Raw genomic sequence first — 13,880 nt, forward strand, 5'->3', positions numbered from 1 at the left:
TTACCGCCAGAACTCCGGCACCGTTTCGGCCAGCCGCGGCCCGAGCCGGAGCGGCGCGATCTTTTCGGCAAGTCCCGTCGTATCCGAAATCTCCACGCCGACGCCGCAGATCGTCGCGGGGCCGTTCGCTGCCTCCATGCGGCCCTTCGGCATCTTGGAGATGAAGCGGTTGAGCGGCTCCTCCTTGTCCATGCCGAGGGAAGAGTCGTAGTCGCCGCACATGCCGGCATCCGACATATAGGCCGTGCCGCCGTTCAGGATCTGTGCGTCGGCCGTCGGCACATGCGTGTGCGTGCCGACGACGAAACTGGCACGGCCGTCGACGAAATGGCCGAAACACTGCTTCTCGCTGGTCGCCTCCGCATGGAAATCGAAGATGATCGCATCGGCCTGCTCCTTCAGCGGGCAGGCGGCAAGGATGACCTCCGCCGATTTGAAGGGGTCGTCGAGTTCGGGATGCATGAAGACCCGGCCCATGACGTTGGCGACGAGCACGCGCGCACCGTTCCTGGCATAGAAAAGGCCGGAGCCGCGGCCGGGCGTGCCTTGCGGATAGTTGGCCGGCCGCAGGAATTGATCGTGCCGCCCGGCAAAGGCGACGGCTTCCTTCTGATCCCAGACGTGATTGCCCGTCGTTACCACATCGGCGCCGGCATTGATCGTTTCCAGAAAGATGTCCTCGGTGATGCCGAAGCCGCCGGCGGCGTTCTCGCCGTTGACGATGACGAAATCGAGCTTGAGGTCGGAAACCAGGCCGGGGAGGCGGTCCCAGACCGCCGTGCGTCCCGTCTTGCCGACCATGTCACCCAGAAAAAGCAGCCGCATTCCCTATCCAATCCAAGAGGCAAAAAAGCGAAGGCCGCTTTCTGTCAGGATGGCATCCAGGCTTATGTCGTGCGGCTCAGCGGGCACATGTGCCACTTCCTGGCAGTCGAATGCAATGCCGATCAGCTTCGGATGCAGGCCTTTTTGCCTTAGCCGGTTGATGGCGCGGTCGTAGTGGCCGGCGCCGTAGCCGATGCGGTGGCCGCGGGCATCGAAGGCCGAAAGCGGCACCAGCATGATCTCGGGATCAAGAACGGCGGCATCCGCGCTGGGGCCGACCGTGCCGAAACCGGTATCGACGAGGGGCGCACCCTCCGCCAGCTCGCGAAAGACGATGGTCTGCCGATCGAGGATTGCCGGCACGCAGAGCCGCGCACCGCGCACGGCAAAACGCGCCATCAGCGGTCGCAGATCGGCCTCCGAACGGATCGGCAGGAAGCCGGAGACGATCGTATCCAGCGCAAAACCGACAGCCTCGCCGGCATGGTCGGCCATTGCGAGGCTCTTGGAGGCGCGTTTCTCGGCGGGGATGGCGTCTCGCGCGGACAGCCGTTCGTTGCGCAGCTGCGCTTTCAATTCTTTCGCGGTCATTCGATCTGCCGGTTCTGAGAGATTGACCCGAGCATAGACGGCTGGATGTCCGATGCAAATGCCGGATGCGACAGCATCACGCGCGTTTCACGCCTCGCCCGCCGGCAGCAGCGATCGTCAGACGACGATGCTTGTCGGTATTGTCGCCGTGGCGATGGAGAAGCCTGCCATATTGGACCCGGTCTGCCGGTCCTGCTGCCGCAACTCGCGCATCGCCTTTTCGAGCACTTGCTTGAGTTCGCGCACCACCGCCTTGAACTCTTCCATCGTTTCGCGATCATCGGCTGAAATGCCTGAAAATTTCGGGGCATCCTCGGCGACGCTCGCATAGGCGTTGCGGGCGCTGGCGGCGGCGTCCGGTTCATGCGGGCCGGTCTCGCCGGCCGCAGTTTCTCCTGAAGTATCCGTCAGCGCAGCCGCGGCCTCGCTCGTTGCGACGGCCGCAGCGCCCGTGGTTGCATCCACCGGAACAGCCGTTGCCGGGCTGCCGGTCGCGACTGATGATGCGAATTCGGAGGCGGCGGTGCCGACCTTGCGCGCCAGTTCGGCGGCCAGCCGGGCGACCACCTCAGGTGCCATGTTGGAGCAGCGCAGCATCTCCAACTGCTGTTTTGCCTCTTCGAGCTTGCGATGTGCCTTGGCTTTGGCCTCGTCTCCCGAGTTCGCCAAGGTCTGGCGCATCTGCTGCAGCGCCTGGGTGGCGCGCTGCAGCTTCAGCACGCCTTGATCGGTCTCGCCTCCGGCGGCCGGCATGGCTGTCGTCGAAGACGCGCCGCGCAAGATGATGGAGGCAGACGTGGTTGAGACCTGCATGGACTATCCCCCGACTTTTAGTTCGGGCCTCCGATTGCAATTCGGGCGCATTCTGCAACGTCAGACTTGCGTGGACCTGTGTCTTTGGGATTCGGGAAGCGCAGCGGCCAGCCGCTGCATCGTCTCCTCAAACAGACGCGCTCCGCCGGGTGCCCAGCCGAGCGCGCGGATTTTCGCAATGTTCATGAGATTGAGTGCTGCGCTATCAGCAGGGGCCGGCAGCGCGTGCCGACAGCCCGTCTCGCGGCGGATGGATGAAAGGATATCGCGCGTGTCGACTGACATGTCCGAGACGTTGAAGACCTCGCCGGAGATGCGGGTGCTTTCCGTCTCCAGCATGAGCCTCACCGCCCGACCGAGGTCGCGGCCGTGAACTTCCGTTCCCAGGCGGGCAGCAACCGGCCGGCCGGCGAGGTAATCGGCGATGAGGCCGTCCCATTTGTTCGGCGACAGATCGCCATAGACGCCGGTCGCCCTCAGGCTTACGCCAGCAAAGCCCGGCGTGGAGAGGTGGGTAAGCGCGCGTTCGGCATCGAGCTTGACCTGGCCGTAGAGTGTTTCGGGCTTGGCCAGCATCGTCTCCGTCAGTTCGGTTGCCCCGGGATGTTCGCCGTAGGCGGCGCGGCTGGAGAGGAAGACGCAGCGGCGCGTACCGGCTCGTTTGGCGGCTTCGAAAAGCCGGACGGTGCCGTCGAGGTTCAACTTGTGGAAGGTCTTCGGATCATCGCCCTCGCCGCCGCGATATTTGCCCGGGACATGGCTGAAGGCGGCGTGGACGAAGAAATAGGCGTCATCGAAGACATCGATCTGATCCTTGTCGGGATCGAGCGAAAGCGCCGCGAACTCGACCGGGCGGGAGAAGAGGCGGGGCAGCGGCGCTCGGCGCCCGCCGACGATCACCTGATATCCGGCGGCCAGCAGTTCCTCGACGACATACCGGCCGACGAGACCCGTTCCACCCGATACCAGTACCTTCATGCTGTCCCTTCCGGATTGTTCAGCGCCGCGATTTCAGGCACATCGCCGCCATGGTGGAAACGGTGCCATAGATCGATCAAAGGTTGTAATCGCGCTGCCTTGGGATGGTCCTTTTCCCACGGTTTTTCATACTGGTAATGCAGGATCGAAATGCTCTTCCAGTCCCAAAGGTCCGGCATGGTGAACCATACATATTGCAGCATGTTGAAATAAACCGGCAGGCCGTGCCAATCCGGGAAGAACGTCTCGAGAAAGGTCTGATCGGTGCGGCGCCAGAACGTGTCCGGCCTGTCGAGCCTTTCGAGCATGTGCCGGAACGTGTCATGCGAGGGCGTGGCGACGAAGACGCCGGAATTCATGCGCCGGAAGTCGGCGAGGCTTTCGTAGACATTCGGGGCAGCGGAAAATTCCGGATAGCGGAAGAGCCTGTCGACGTTTTTCAACACGAGGGCGTCGGCATCGATGAAGACGCAGCGCTGGTATTCGACGAGCTGCCAGAGCTTGAGCTTACAGAAATTGTCGAGCGGCGAATGGAAATCCGGCTTGCGGCCCTTGGTGAAAGGGGCTGTCGAATGGAGCTGACCGCGGGCGTGGCGCTCGTTGAAGGCCGGAGACAGCGGCAGGTGCTCGACCTCGATCAGGCGGCAGTCGAGCGCTTCGAGTGGTGAGAGGGCGGCTTTGTCGACGCCGCCGGTGTGGAGAATGACGATGTCGGCCCGGGTGCCGGTTCGGCGTAGGGAGCGGGCAAGCGCGGTCGCGCCCATGGCGTAATCGGCATTGGTGACGAGTGTGACGTAGGCGAAGACGGACGAGCGGTTCATCGGACTCCGCTGCCCCGATATGCTCCCTCATTCCTGTGCTTGTCACAGGAATCCAGCCAGGGCGCGTCGGCGCCGTGAATGACTCTCGTTCTCATGGGTAAGATTCTCCCGCGCCCAGGGACTTGGGCCCATTGGATTCCTGTGCCAGGCACAGGAATGAGGGAGTTCCAGTTGTGCCTTCCAATACGAATTCACTCTTGTTCATGAAACCGACTTCAGCCGCTTGCCTTCGGGATCGTGATTGATCGTCGCGGCGATGTCTTTGGTCCAGGCGGAGACGGCCGGTACGCGCGAGCGGTCGACGCGATAGGCGAATTTCTTCGCGACGTCGACGATCTCGCCGAGCAGGCCGGCTTCCAGCGTAATCGGTTCGAGGCCGAGATTGCGGAACTTTTCGTTTCGGACGATCAGATCGTTTTCAGCGGCTTCCTTGCGCGGGTTCGGCAGCCAGGCAATCTTGGCGCCGCTCATCCTGGCGATCATCTCGGCAAGGTCGCGCACCCGGTGGGTTTCGGTCATCTGGTTGAAGATCTCGACGCGGGCGCCGCGAGCCGGCGGATTTTTCAGCGCCAGCTCGATGCAGCGGACCGAGTCCTGGATATGGATGAAGGCGCGGGTCTGGCCGCCGGTGCCGTGCACCGTCAGCGGATAGCCGATCGCCGCCTGGATGAGGAAGCGGTTCAGCACCGTGCCATAATCGCCGTCATAGTCGAAACGATTGATCAGCTGCGCGTGGCGGCGTGTCTGCTCGGTATGCGTGCCCCAGACGATGCCCTGGTGCAGATCGGTGATCCTCAGGCCGTCATTCTTCGCGTAGAACTGGAAGAGAAGCTGATCCAGGCACTTGGTCATGTGATAGATCGAGCCGGGATTGGAGGGATAGAGGATCTCCTGGCTCACTGTCTCGCCGCCTGCGGTTTCGATGCCGACCGGCAGGTAGCCTTCTGGGATCGCCGCGCCGACCGTCGAATAGCCGTAGACGCCCATGGTGCCGAGATGGATGAGATGGGCATCGAGATTGAGTTCCGTCAGCGCGTTCAGCAGGTTGTGCGTGGCGCTGACATTGTTGTTGACGGTGTAGTTCTTGTGGCGGTCGCTCTTCATCGAATAGGGCGCGGCCCGCTGCTCGGCGAAATGGATGACGGCATCCGGGCGGTGTTCGGAAAGCCAGTTCTTCAGGAGTTCGTAATCCTTGGCGAGATCGATCAGATTGAAGTGGATGCGCCGTCCGGTTTCGGCATGCCAGATGCGGGTGCGCTCCTGGATCGAATCCATTGGGGTCAGCGACTGAACGCCAAGTTCGGTGTCGATCCACCGGCGCGAGAGATTGTCGAGGATATGGATGTCGTGCCCGGCATCGGAGAGATGCAGCGACGTTGGCCAACCAATGAAACCGTCTCCGCCCATAACCGCAATCTTCATCGCATCGTCTCCTGATTGGTCGCTCATTATCGGGAATAGTTAGGAATTGTGACAATCATTCAATGCCTGCCGACCGGGCATTCAATGCTTGCCTGTCTGGAAGCGTTGCGCCAAACAGGGCACCTGAGTTTGGAGAAAATTATGACGCAACGCCCTTTTTCCATTTCGGGAGAGCTGACGGAGGCCGGACACCGCCTCGTCCAGCGGGTCTATTATGAAGATACGGACTTTTCCGGCCTGGTCTATCACGCCCGCTACCTGCATTTCCTGGAGCGCGGCCGCACCGATTATCTGCGCTGCCTCGGTGTCGAGCAGCGCGAGCTCGTCAGTGCCGACGAGGAGGGGCTGGTTTTCGTCGTCCACCGCATGGAGATCGACTTCAAGAGCCCGGCGCGCATGGACGATGTGCTGACGATCCTGACGCATACAGAAAAAGCCGGCGGTGCCAAGATGGTGCTCAATCAGCAGATTCGCTCGGGCGAGACGCTGCTGATTGCCGCCAAGGTGATTATCGCCGTCATCAACGCCCGGGGGCGGCCGAGGCGGCTGCCGGAAACGCTGGCGGCGAAATTCCTGGAAGGCAGCCAGCCATTGTAGTCAGAAGCGCTTGAAATTCAGCCCTTGTCATAACTTGAGTTTTATGTGAAGGAATTCCCGCGCCGCAGGATGAGCGCTCTTTCGGCAGCCGGACCTTGCTCCGGTCAAGTAATCCATGGAACGAAATCTTCCAAACACAGGCTTACTGTCACAGTCCGGCACTAACGATCTATTAACCATAATAGTGTCTTACTGGGAAAGTCGGAGTTTGTGCGGTGCACGCCTTCCTTTGACCAAATTTGACGGCAAGAAGGCGGAAGATGAGCTTGGAAGTTTGACCAGGGCTTTGGGCGGCGGCCGCCGGACACTTCTTGCGAGATCAGTTTGTGCCGCCCGGTCCAGCACCGGGCGTTTGGATTCGGGGATTTTGGACCAATGGAACAAGTAGGATTGGCAGCAGCAACGACGGACGTCAGCCTCTGGTCGCTTTTCATGCAGGCCGGCATCGTCGTCAAGCTCGTCATGCTCGGGCTCATCGCGGCCTCGGTGTGGACGTGGGCGATCGTCATCGACAAATACCTGGCCTATGGCCGAGCGCGGCGCCAGTTCGACAAGTTCGAACAGGTGTTCTGGTCGGGCCAGTCGCTGGAAGAACTCTACCGCTCGCTGTCGGAGCGCAACAATACCGGGCTCGCGGCAATCTTCGTGGCCGCCATGCGCGAGTGGAAGAAATCCTTCGAACGCGGCGCCCGCTCACCGATCGGCCTGCAGATGCGTATCGACCGGGCGATGGACGTGACGCTCGCCCGTGAGACCGAATTTCTCGGCGCCCGCCTTGGATCGCTGGCGACCATCGGCTCGGCCGGTCCGTTCATCGGTCTCTTCGGCACGGTCGTCGGCATCATGACTTCGTTCCAGGCGATCGCCGGTTCGAAGTCGACCAACCTTGCGGTCGTCGCGCCCGGTATCGCCGAAGCGCTGCTTGCCACCGCGATCGGTCTCGTCGCGGCTATCCCCGCAGTTATCGCCTACAACAAGTTCTCTGCCGATGCCGGCAAGCTCTCGGGCCGCATGGAAGGTTTCGCGGATGAATTCTCCGCCATACTTTCGCGCCAGATCGACGAGAAACTGCAGCCGCGCGCTGCCGCTCAGTAACCAACGAGGTATTCTGACATGGGTATGACTGTTGGAGGCAATGGCGGCGGGGGCGGCGGACGCCGCCGTCGCGGTGGTCGGAACAGGGCCGTGATTTCCGAAATCAACGTGACGCCGCTGGTCGACGTCATGCTGGTGCTTTTGATCATCTTTATGGTCGCGGCACCGATGATGACTGTCGGCGTGCCGATCGACCTGCCGGAAACGCAGGCCAAGGCGCTCAATTCCGAGACGCAGCCGATCACCATCTCCGTCAAGAACGACGGTGAGGTGTTCCTGCAGGAAACGCCGATCCCGGCCGCGGAGATCGCCGCCAAGCTCGAGGCGATCGCCACCACCGGCTATAACGAACGCATCTTCGTGCGCGGCGACGCGACAGCGCCCTACGGCGTCATCGCCGATGTCATGGCCCGTATTCAGGGCGCGGGCTTCAAGAATATCGGCCTCGTGACGCAGCAGAAGAAGGACCAATAGCGCTCAAAATGAAGGCCAGTGTCATCACATCTGCTGTTTTGCACGGCCTGGTGCTTACCTGGGCGATGGTGTCGCTCGGCGCCCCGGAATCCTTCAAGGTGGAGGATTTCGAGGCGATGCCGGTCGATCTGGTGCCGGTGGAATCCATTACCCAGATGCAGCAAGGCGACAAGAAGGCTCCGAAGAAGGAGACTTCCGCGCCCGTGCCGACGACGCGGCCGCCGATCGCGCAACCGGCCGAGAACGCCGGCGACAACAATGTCGACCTGAAGACGCCGCCGGTGCCGAACGCCAAGCCCAGCAATAGCGAGGCTGCCGCGGCGAATTCGAGCGAAAAGCCGATGCCGAAGACCGATCCCGTCCCGAATGATGTCAAGGACATCGTCAAGGAGGAAACGGAAATCGAGCAGCCGAAGGAGGTCGCCTCCATTCCGCCGCCGAAGCCGGTCGAAGTGACGCCGCCGAAGCCGGAGGAAAAACCGCCGGAAGAGCAGGCCAAGCCTGAGGAACCGCCGAAGCCGGATGCGGAAGCATTGCCGGACAATGTGCCGACGCCCGTCGCCAAGCCGCAGGTGAAGCCGCCGGAACCACAGAAGCCCGCCGAAAAGCCGCCGGAAAAGACAGCCGAGAAGCCGACCGAAAAGAAGAAGGCCGATCAGAAGCAGGAGACGGCGAAGTCTGCCTCATCGATGAAGAGCGATTTCAATGCCGATGAGGTTGCGGCGTTGCTGAACAAGACCGATCCTTCAGCAGGCGGTGCTAAGCGCTCGACGCAGGAGGCATCGCTCGGAGCGAGGAAGAGCAATGGCGGCTCCAAGCTTTCGATGAGCGAGATGGATGCGTTGAAAAGCGCCATCGCCGGCAACTGGTCTGTTATTCCCGGCATGGAAGGCGTGAGCGATGTTCGCATCAAGGTGCATATGAATCTCGATCAGGACGGCAATATCGTCGGCGAACCGGAAGTCGAGGCGGTTGGTGGCGATAACGAATCTACTCGTCGGGCGCTCGCCGGCGGCGCTTATCGCGCCATCATGAAATCGGCTCCTTTCTCGTCGCTTCCAAAAGACAAATACGATGCCTGGAGCGAAGTCGTCGTCAACTTCGATCCAAGCGATCTGGGAATTTAAATGCTGAAGAGCCTGTCTTATTTCGCGAAGTCTTTCGGGATACGCGCGGTGCTGGTGGGGATCGCGATTGGCTTGGCGTTGCCGCTCGAAGCAAATGCGGAGACGGTTGATCGGGGAAATGGCGGTAAGGAAGCATCCGCTGTCAGTTCGGCTACCGCTGTCGCGATGCGAGATGCAATCCAGAGGCAGTTCAATATCGATACCAGTCTGAAAGACATCGGCAACGTGCGTATGACGATTCACGTAAAGCTTGATAGAGATGGCCAGATCGTAGGCGTTCCTGACGTGGAGGCCAGTGGTGGTCGTGAGAGCACGCGAAAAAGCATTACCAATGCCGGCGTTCGCGCAGTTCGTCGCGCAGCTCCTTTTACGATGCTTCCAAAAGATAAATACGATGCCTGGAAGGAAGTTATTTTGAACTTCGACACCAGCGCTCTTACGCAATAAGATGCTGAAAGGCTTGTTTGATATGGTCAAGTGTTCCCTCATCCGCGCGCTCGTCGTCGCCGTCGGCATGGCTGCCGCCGCTCTTGTTGCATCGCCTGCGAACGCACTCGTGGAGATCAACATCAACAAAGGTAACGTTCAGCCACTGCCGATTGCGGTAACTGACTTCCTGCAGGGCGATATGGGCGCGCAGGTCTCGCAAGTGATTGCCGCGGACTTGCAGCGTTCCGGATTGTTTGCGCCCATTAACAAGTCCGCTTTCATCGAGAAGATTTCCAACCCGGACGCTTCGCCGCGATTCGAGGACTGGAAGGTTATTAACGCACAGGCGTTGGTCACCGGCCGGGTTACCAAGGAAGCGGATGGCCGCCTTCGCGCCGAATTCCGCCTATGGGATACTTTTGCCGGACAGCAGATGACCGGTCAGCAGTTCTATACGCAGCCGGAGAACTGGCGCCGTGTGGCTCACATCATCGCCGATGCGATCTACAAGCAGATCACCGGCGAAGAAGGTTATTTCGACACCCGCGTCGTCTTCGTCTCCGAATCCGGCACCAAGCAGCAGCGCAAGCGGCAGCTTGCGATCATGGATCAGGATGGCTTCAACGTGCGGATGCTGACCGATGGCAGCGATCTCGTGCTGACGCCGCGCTTCTCGCCGAGCCGGCAGGAAGTCACTTACATGTCCTTTGCCAACCAGCAGCCGCGGGTCTATCTGCTGCAGCTCGAAACCGGGCAGCGCGAGGTCGTCGGCAACTTCCCCGGCATGACCTTCTCGCCGCGCTTTTCGCCGGACGGTCAGAAGGTGATTATGAGCTTGCAGCAGGAAGGCAATTCCAACATCTATACGATGGACCTGCGCTCGCGCACGACGACGCGGTTGACCTCGACGGCGGCGATCGATACCTCGCCCTCCTATTCGCCTGATGGTGCGCGTGTCAGCTTCGAAAGCGACCGCGGCGGAAAGCCACAGATTTATGTGATGAATGCCGATGGCTCGGGCCAGACCCGTATTTCCTTCGGCGACGGCTCCTATTCAACGCCGGTCTGGTCGCCGCGCGGCGATCTCATCGCCTTCACCAAGCAGGCCGGCGGCAAGTTCTCGATCGGCGTGATGAAGCCAGATGGTTCCGGCGAGCGCATCCTGACGACCGGCTTCCACAATGAAGGCCCGACCTGGGCGCCGAACGGCCGCGTCCTGATGTTCTTCCGCCAGGCGGCAGGATCGGGCGGTCCGCAGCTCTATTCGATCGATCTGACCGGGTACAACGAGCAGCTAGTGAAGACACCGACCTACGGTTCGGACCCGGCCTGGTCGCCGCTTCTGGAGTAGCGGGTGCCACAATGCCTTCATGTCGTCCCAAAGTCATGAAAACCGGGCGACTGCGGGACAAATCAGTAAATTGTTAACCATAGTCATTGAGGGGCGGTTAACCGAGTGCGGTTACTGTCCGGAAACCCTGAAATCGCAAGGAGACCCGGCCATGAGCCGAATTCACACCCCGGCAATGAGCCGCATGAAGAATTTCGCCCGCAACCCCGTCATGATCGCGCTTATCGCCGGTCTCGCCCTCGCGAGCTGCGCCAAGAAGAACGTACCGAACAGCGCCGGCGATCTCGGCCTTGGCGCCGGTGCTGGCGCGGCAACGCCGGGCTCGGCCCAGGACTTCACGGTCAATGTCGGCGATCGCATCTTCTTCGACACCGACTCCTCGTCGATCCGTGCCGATGCTTCGCAGACGCTCGACCGTCAGGCGCAGTGGCTCGCCCGTTACCCGAACTACCAGATCACCGTCGAAGGCCATGCCGACGAACGCGGCACGCGCGAATATAACCTCGCGCTCGGCGCCCGCCGTGCTGCTGCCGCCAAGGACTATCTCGCTTCGCGCGGCGTCCCGGCGCAGCGCCTGAAGACGATCTCCTACGGCAAGGAACGTCCGGTCGCCGTCTGTGACGATATTTCCTGCTGGTCGCAGAATCGTCGCGCGGTCACGGTTCTCGGCGGCGCCGGCATGTAATTGCCGAGCAGCAATTCGCTTTTCGAAAGGCGGTCCCATCAGGGGCCGCCTTTTCTTTTTGACCACACTTTGGCCAGACTCCGTTGCTTTTTGAAAGCAATTGGAAAAGTCTCCTGTTCGTGCCATCGAGGTGCGAAGAATCACTGGGACAGGACGATACATATGAAAAAACTTGTCGTGGCAGGCATGCTGTGCCTCGCGGCTGTGACTGGAAGCGAACGGGCGGCCTATTCAGCCTCGTTCTTCGGGCTACATCTCGGCGGTCGATCCGCGGAAAACCAGGCGGCTCCGCCCGTCGTCAAGGTGCAGAGCGGCGACGCGGAGGTCCGCGTGCAGCAGCTCGAAGAGCAGCTGCGGCAGTTGAACGGCCGAATCGAAGAGATGAGCTTTCAGCTTCTGCAGATGCAGGAGACGATCCGCAAGCAGCAGGAAGACAATGAATTCCGCTTCCAGCAGTTGGAAAAGACGGGTGCTGGCGGTGGCGCCAAAGCCCCTGTCAAGAAGAGCGAGACCGATGCCGCTCCGGCAGCCTCCGGCGGCGACGACATTGCCAAGGTGATCCAAGCACCGCAGGGAGCCGAAACGGCTCCCTCCACCAGCGTGCCGGAGAATAGCGGTCTCGGCCAACCACCGAAGGAACTCGGCTCGATCGATTTCGATCAGAACGGCAACCCGATCGGCGGAAGCGTCGACGAAAATGCCACCATCGGTTCCGGTCCGATTCCCGATGCCAATAGCAAAACACCGCAGCAGACCGCATCGCTCGGCAGCGAGGCAGACCAGTACAAGGCCGCGTATGGCCACGTATTGTCCGGCGACTACAGCACGGCCGAACAGGAATTCACGCAGTACATCACCCGCTACCCGAGCAGCGCGCGGGCGGCGGACGCCAATTTCTGGCTCGGCGAAGCGCTCTATTCGCAGGGCAAATACAACGAGGCGGCCAAGACCTTCCTCAATGCGCATCAGAAATACGGCACATCGGAAAAGGCGCCGGAAATGCTGCTGAAGCTCGGCATGTCGCTTGCGGCCCTCGACAATAACGAGACCGCCTGTGCGACGCTGCGCGAAGTGTCGAAGCGTTATCCGAAGGCTTCGCGTGCCGTCATAAGCAAGGTTGCGAGCGAACAGAAGCGCCTCTCCTGCTAAGGTCTTCCGGAATGTCTCCGGAAGCCGCATCGCCTCAACTGGCGATCCTCCAGTTTCTCACGTCGCTTCAAAGCCCCGCACGCATTCTCGTCGCGATCTCGGGTGGCAGCGATTCGACCGGCCTGCTTCTTCTCCTCGATGAAGCCGTGAAGGCCGCCCCCCATCTCAAGATTTTCCTTTGCGCTGCGACCGTCGATCATGCGTTGCGCGCGAGCTCCACAGACGAGGCGCGTGAAGTCGCAACCCTCTGTGCATCGCTTGGCATTCCCCACACCACCATGATCTGGCAGGGTGACAAGCCGAAGACCGGAATCATGGCTGCGGCCCGAGAGGCGCGTTATGGCTTGCTTGCGACTGCCGCCAATGACTTCAAAGCCGATCTCATCGTCACGGGGCATACGTTCGACGACCAGCGCGAAACACTGCAGATGCGTGGGATGCGAACAGAGCAGGTTTCGACCGGTATTGGAGATGCAGTGCTCTTCGACCGGCGTTTCTGGATTTTACGGCCGCTTCTTTTTTCCACCCGGGCAGATATCCGCGCGTTCCTGGAAGAGCAGGGCGTGCCGTGGATCGACGATCCCAGCAACGAGGATACCAAGTACGAGCGCGTGCGGACGCGCCGGCAGCTTTCGGCCGATGCAGGCATGGAGAAGGATATTGGCGCGGCCTGGGAGGAGCGGCTGGGCCTGTCGTCCAGAGGAGCCGAATGGTTGGATCGTCATTTCCGGCTTCACGGCGGCCTGCTCGGGCAGGTGATGCCTGACGGGTTGCGGCAGGATCGCCTCGTCCTCGATTATGTGCTCGCTCGTCTGGCAGCCGTTTTCGGTGGACAGCCGTTTGTGCCGGGCAGGGCGCGGATGGAGCGGGTTCTCACATTTGCCACCGGCAGCGGGCTTGGACGAATGACCGCCGGCAGGGTGGTGTTTGATCTCAGGCGTGACGGGCTTTATCTGGCGCGCGAGAGCCGGGGGATATTGCCCCTGGTTCTGCGGCCGGGAGAGGCTGGGGTTTGGGATGGAAGGTTTTATGCGTGCAATGGTTTGTCCACATCGATAGTGGTCGAGGCCGCCACTCTATACGCCCCCTCATTCCTGTCCTCGGACTTGATCCGAGGGATGTCACAGGAATCCAGTGCGCCCAAGTCCTTGGGCGCACAAGACACTTCGCGCCTTATTGAGTCAATCACCGCGGAGAAGCGCGATGGCTGGATTCCTGTGACGAGCACAGGAATGAGGGAGCGTATTCAGCAGCTTCCCAAGGGCGCATGGAGGCGCGCTATCGCTTCGGCGCCGGCGCTATCGGCCGAAGGGGCCTCTTTATCAGAGGAATCCGCCCGCATGGTCGAACTAACACCCTATTTCGCACCCTTCGACCGCTTTTTGACACGATTTGACGTCATCTTTGCCAATAGACTTTCGGCGGTTTTCGCGACGGCGCCCTATGCGAGGCTGCCTTTAAGAAGTATTGACGGAAAAACCACCTGACTTAGGGGATCGCCTTGGCAATCGCACGGCGCAACC

15 protein-coding genes are annotated in these 13,880 nt (G+C 61.0%); 9 read left to right on the top strand and 6 right to left on the bottom strand.

Going from position 1 to position 13,880, the window contains the following annotated elements; genetic code table 11:
* From G9X64_RS18725 to G9X64_RS18750, 6 genes are all read right to left on the bottom strand, one after another.
* A complete protein-coding gene (locus tag G9X64_RS18725) occupies positions 1-825 on the bottom strand; it encodes a TIGR00282 family metallophosphoesterase (protein ID WP_003552528.1) in 825 nt (274 codons plus the stop codon).
* A gap of 3 nt (positions 826-828) precedes the next feature.
* Entirely contained in the window at positions 829-1,416 is a 588-nt protein-coding gene (locus G9X64_RS18730) for a 5-formyltetrahydrofolate cyclo-ligase (RefSeq protein ID WP_171377159.1), read from the bottom strand.
* A 117-nt stretch (positions 1,417-1,533) separates the two neighbouring features.
* On the bottom strand, positions 1,534-2,229 hold the full coding sequence (locus G9X64_RS18735) for a hypothetical protein (protein WP_171377160.1): 696 nt from the start codon (positions 2,227-2,229) through the stop codon (positions 1,534-1,536).
* 60 nt (positions 2,230-2,289) lie between these two features.
* Positions 2,290-3,207, bottom strand: coding sequence for an NAD-dependent epimerase/dehydratase family protein (locus G9X64_RS18740; protein WP_171377161.1), 918 nt, complete (start codon positions 3,205-3,207; stop codon positions 2,290-2,292).
* Positions 3,204-4,028 carry a glycosyltransferase gene (locus tag G9X64_RS18745; RefSeq protein ID WP_171377162.1) on the bottom strand — a complete coding sequence of 275 codons (825 nt, stop codon included), beginning with the start codon at positions 4,026-4,028 and terminating at the stop codon, positions 3,204-3,206. Before G9X64_RS18745 ends, G9X64_RS18740 begins: the two co-directional genes overlap by 4 nt.
* Before the next feature lie 201 nt (positions 4,029-4,229).
* Positions 4,230-5,450 carry an NAD-dependent epimerase/dehydratase family protein gene (locus tag G9X64_RS18750; RefSeq protein ID WP_168308470.1) on the bottom strand — a complete coding sequence of 407 codons (1,221 nt, stop codon included), beginning with the start codon at positions 5,448-5,450 and terminating at the stop codon, positions 4,230-4,232.
* Positions 5,451-5,591: 141 nt separating this feature from the next.
* Between G9X64_RS18750 and ybgC the strand changes: the two genes are divergently transcribed.
* The 9 genes from ybgC to tilS all read left to right on the top strand — a co-directional run bounded on the left by ybgC (position 5,592) and on the right by tilS (position 13,844).
* A complete protein-coding gene (gene ybgC, locus G9X64_RS18755) occupies positions 5,592-6,047 on the top strand; it encodes a tol-pal system-associated acyl-CoA thioesterase (RefSeq protein ID WP_168308469.1) in 456 nt (151 codons plus the stop codon).
* A gap of 375 nt (positions 6,048-6,422) precedes the next feature.
* Positions 6,423-7,142: a protein TolQ gene (tolQ, locus tag G9X64_RS18760; protein WP_003542733.1), complete on the top strand. Its 720-nt coding sequence runs from the start codon at positions 6,423-6,425 to the stop codon at positions 7,140-7,142.
* An 18-nt stretch (positions 7,143-7,160) separates the two neighbouring features.
* Positions 7,161-7,616 carry a protein TolR gene (gene tolR, locus G9X64_RS18765; RefSeq protein ID WP_171377163.1) on the top strand — a complete coding sequence of 152 codons (456 nt, stop codon included), beginning with the start codon at positions 7,161-7,163 and terminating at the stop codon, positions 7,614-7,616.
* 8 nt (positions 7,617-7,624) lie between these two features.
* Positions 7,625-8,743, top strand: a complete 1,119-nt coding sequence (gene tolA / locus G9X64_RS18770) for a cell envelope integrity protein TolA (RefSeq protein ID WP_171377164.1) — start codon at positions 7,625-7,627, stop codon at positions 8,741-8,743.
* Positions 8,744-9,190 (top strand): cell envelope integrity protein TolA, encoded by a 447-nt coding sequence (tolA, locus tag G9X64_RS18775; RefSeq protein ID WP_171377165.1) that lies wholly within the window; start codon positions 8,744-8,746, stop codon positions 9,188-9,190.
* Positions 9,191-9,212: 22 nt separating this feature from the next.
* Positions 9,213-10,523, top strand: a complete 1,311-nt coding sequence (tolB, locus tag G9X64_RS18780; protein WP_171377166.1) for a Tol-Pal system beta propeller repeat protein TolB — start codon at positions 9,213-9,215, stop codon at positions 10,521-10,523.
* 151 nt (positions 10,524-10,674) lie between these two features.
* Positions 10,675-11,208 (top strand): peptidoglycan-associated lipoprotein Pal, encoded by a 534-nt coding sequence (pal, locus tag G9X64_RS18785; protein WP_171377167.1) that lies wholly within the window; start codon positions 10,675-10,677, stop codon positions 11,206-11,208.
* 162 nt (positions 11,209-11,370) lie between these two features.
* Positions 11,371-12,357, top strand: coding sequence for a tol-pal system protein YbgF (gene ybgF, locus G9X64_RS18790; protein WP_064651286.1), 987 nt, complete (start codon positions 11,371-11,373; stop codon positions 12,355-12,357).
* A gap of 11 nt (positions 12,358-12,368) precedes the next feature.
* The gene (tilS, locus tag G9X64_RS18795) at positions 12,369-13,844 is read left to right on the top strand and encodes a tRNA lysidine(34) synthetase TilS (protein ID WP_171377168.1); all 1,476 of its coding nucleotides are present in this window, start codon (positions 12,369-12,371) and stop codon (positions 13,842-13,844) included.
* The last annotated feature ends 36 nt before the right edge of the window (positions 13,845-13,880 follow it).

This window comes from Rhizobium sophorae (genome assembly GCF_013087515.1).
GTDB lineage: Bacteria > Pseudomonadota > Alphaproteobacteria > Rhizobiales > Rhizobiaceae > Rhizobium > Rhizobium sophorae.

Bases quoted from the DNA above. Each gene is read 5' to 3' on its own strand.
- ybgC (WP_168308469.1), top strand. From the start codon at position 5,592: ATGACGCAACGCCCTTTTTCCATTTCGGGAGAGCTGACGGAGGCCGGA.
- tolQ (WP_003542733.1), top strand. From the start codon at position 6,423: ATGGAACAAGTAGGATTGGCAGCAGCAACGACGGACGTCAGCCTCTGG.
- tolA (WP_171377165.1), top strand. From the start codon at position 8,744: ATGCTGAAGAGCCTGTCTTATTTCGCGAAGTCTTTCGGGATACGCGCG.
- G9X64_RS18745 (WP_171377162.1), bottom strand. From the start codon at position 4,028: ATGAACCGCTCGTCCGTCTTCGCCTACGTCACACTCGTCACCAATGCC.
- G9X64_RS18740 (WP_171377161.1), bottom strand. From the start codon at position 3,207: ATGAAGGTACTGGTATCGGGTGGAACGGGTCTCGTCGGCCGGTATGTC.
- G9X64_RS18730 (WP_171377159.1), bottom strand. From the start codon at position 1,416: ATGACCGCGAAAGAATTGAAAGCGCAGCTGCGCAACGAACGGCTGTCC.
- tilS (WP_171377168.1), top strand. From the start codon at position 12,369: ATGTCTCCGGAAGCCGCATCGCCTCAACTGGCGATCCTCCAGTTTCTC.
- tolR (WP_171377163.1), top strand. From the start codon at position 7,161: ATGGGTATGACTGTTGGAGGCAATGGCGGCGGGGGCGGCGGACGCCGC.
- G9X64_RS18725 (WP_003552528.1), bottom strand. From the start codon at position 825: ATGCGGCTGCTTTTTCTGGGTGACATGGTCGGCAAGACGGGACGCACG.
- pal (WP_171377167.1), top strand. From the start codon at position 10,675: ATGAGCCGAATTCACACCCCGGCAATGAGCCGCATGAAGAATTTCGCC.
- G9X64_RS18750 (WP_168308470.1), bottom strand. From the start codon at position 5,450: ATGAAGATTGCGGTTATGGGCGGAGACGGTTTCATTGGTTGGCCAACG.
- G9X64_RS18735 (WP_171377160.1), bottom strand. From the start codon at position 2,229: ATGCAGGTCTCAACCACGTCTGCCTCCATCATCTTGCGCGGCGCGTCT.
- tolB (WP_171377166.1), top strand. From the start codon at position 9,213: ATGGTCAAGTGTTCCCTCATCCGCGCGCTCGTCGTCGCCGTCGGCATG.
- tolA (WP_171377164.1), top strand. From the start codon at position 7,625: ATGAAGGCCAGTGTCATCACATCTGCTGTTTTGCACGGCCTGGTGCTT.
- ybgF (WP_064651286.1), top strand. From the start codon at position 11,371: ATGAAAAAACTTGTCGTGGCAGGCATGCTGTGCCTCGCGGCTGTGACT.